Source organism: Oleiphilus sp. HI0079, assembly GCF_001635105.1.
Genome location: NZ_LWFT01001079.1, coordinates 1 through 1343, shown reverse-complemented (window position 1 = coordinate 1343; position 1343 = coordinate 1). Strand labels below are relative to the sequence as shown.

The 1343-nt window shown below is 47.7% G+C and carries 1 protein-coding gene and 1 pseudogene; both read left to right on the top strand.

The window, feature by feature from the left end; genetic code table 11:
• Window positions 1-942 (top strand): arginine--tRNA ligase (argS, locus tag A3750_RS19260; RefSeq protein WP_068548644.1); only part of this gene is annotated, 942 nt, incomplete at its 5' end.
• Window positions 943-944: 2 nt separating this feature from the next.
• A pseudogene (locus A3750_RS19255) lies at window positions 945-1343 on the top strand (hypothetical protein); the annotation flags it as partial.

Sequence of the window (1343 nt, the reverse complement as noted above, 5' to 3'; positions counted from 1 at the left end):
GATGATATTCGAGACGATCTCGGTGAATTTGGTGTGCATTACCAGCAATGGTTTTCCGAAGCATCTCTTGCAGATAAGATCGACGACGCGCTAGCGAGACTAGATGCCAATGGTTTTCTATACGAACAAAACGGTGCCATCTGGTTTAAATCGACAGCCTTTGGTGACGATAAAGATCGCGTTGTAAAACGCGACAATGGCGAAACAACCTACTTCGCCTCTGATATTGCTTACCATCTGAATAAATTTGAGCGTGGCTATGACCGCGTCGTTAATGTTTGGGGCGCAGATCACCACGGTTACATTGCAAGGGTTAAAGCCGCACTGCAGGCGATGGATCTTGACCCAGACAAGCTCGATATCAAGCTTGTTCAGTTTGCCATCCTTTACCGCGGCACTGAGCGCGTGCAGATGTCAACGCGAAGCGGCTCATTTGTGACTCTCCGCGAGCTGCGTGATGAAGTCGGAAAAGACGCAGCCCGATTTTTCTACGTAACGCGCAAGGCAGAGCAACATATGGACTTCGACTTGGAGCTCGCAAAGTCGCAAAGTAAAGACAATCCTGTTTACTACATTCAGTATGCGCACGCTCGAATCGCTAGCATGCTGCGAAAACTTGAAGAGGAAAGTATCAGTGTGGATCGAGAAAACGGCCTTGCAGAGCTAGCTCGCAACAGTGTTGATGCAGAAGTAGACTTGGCCAAACGCCTAACACAATATCCGTCAACATTGATCAACTCAGCAGAGCAGCTGGAACCGCATACCATGACACACTATTTAAGAGATCTAGCTAGCGAATTTCACACCTATTACAACAGCAATAAAGTGCTGGTCGATGATCAAAACGTGCGCGATGCGCGAGTCACTCTCTGCATCGCAGTCCAGCAAGTTATCAAGAATGGTTTGAATCTACTCGGTGTTAGCGCGCCAGAAAGCATGTAATCATGACTCGAGATTACGCAAAACCCAGCACGACTAAAAAGCCTGCTGCAAAGCGCAAAAAGAAACCTTCCGCAAAGACAGGTTCTGCCGCGAAAAAAACGTCTGCAACAAAAACTGTCGATAACGCTGGATCAGGCAAGGGCTTACATCTTTTTTTAATCGCAGCCCTTCTTGGTGGCTTTGGGTTCGCACTCTATAAACTAGCTCAGGTAGATGATGGCGCGACCAATCAAGCTATCAGCAAGCCCGCTCCTAACAGCACGAAGCCTAAAGCTGAGGCTGAATCAAAAGAAAAAGCCGTCATAAAACCCGAAGCACGCTTCCAGTTTTATGACCTTCTTCCTAACAGCGAGGTAGACACAGACACCGTGGATGCCTATACATTTAAAGAAAAAGGCGCC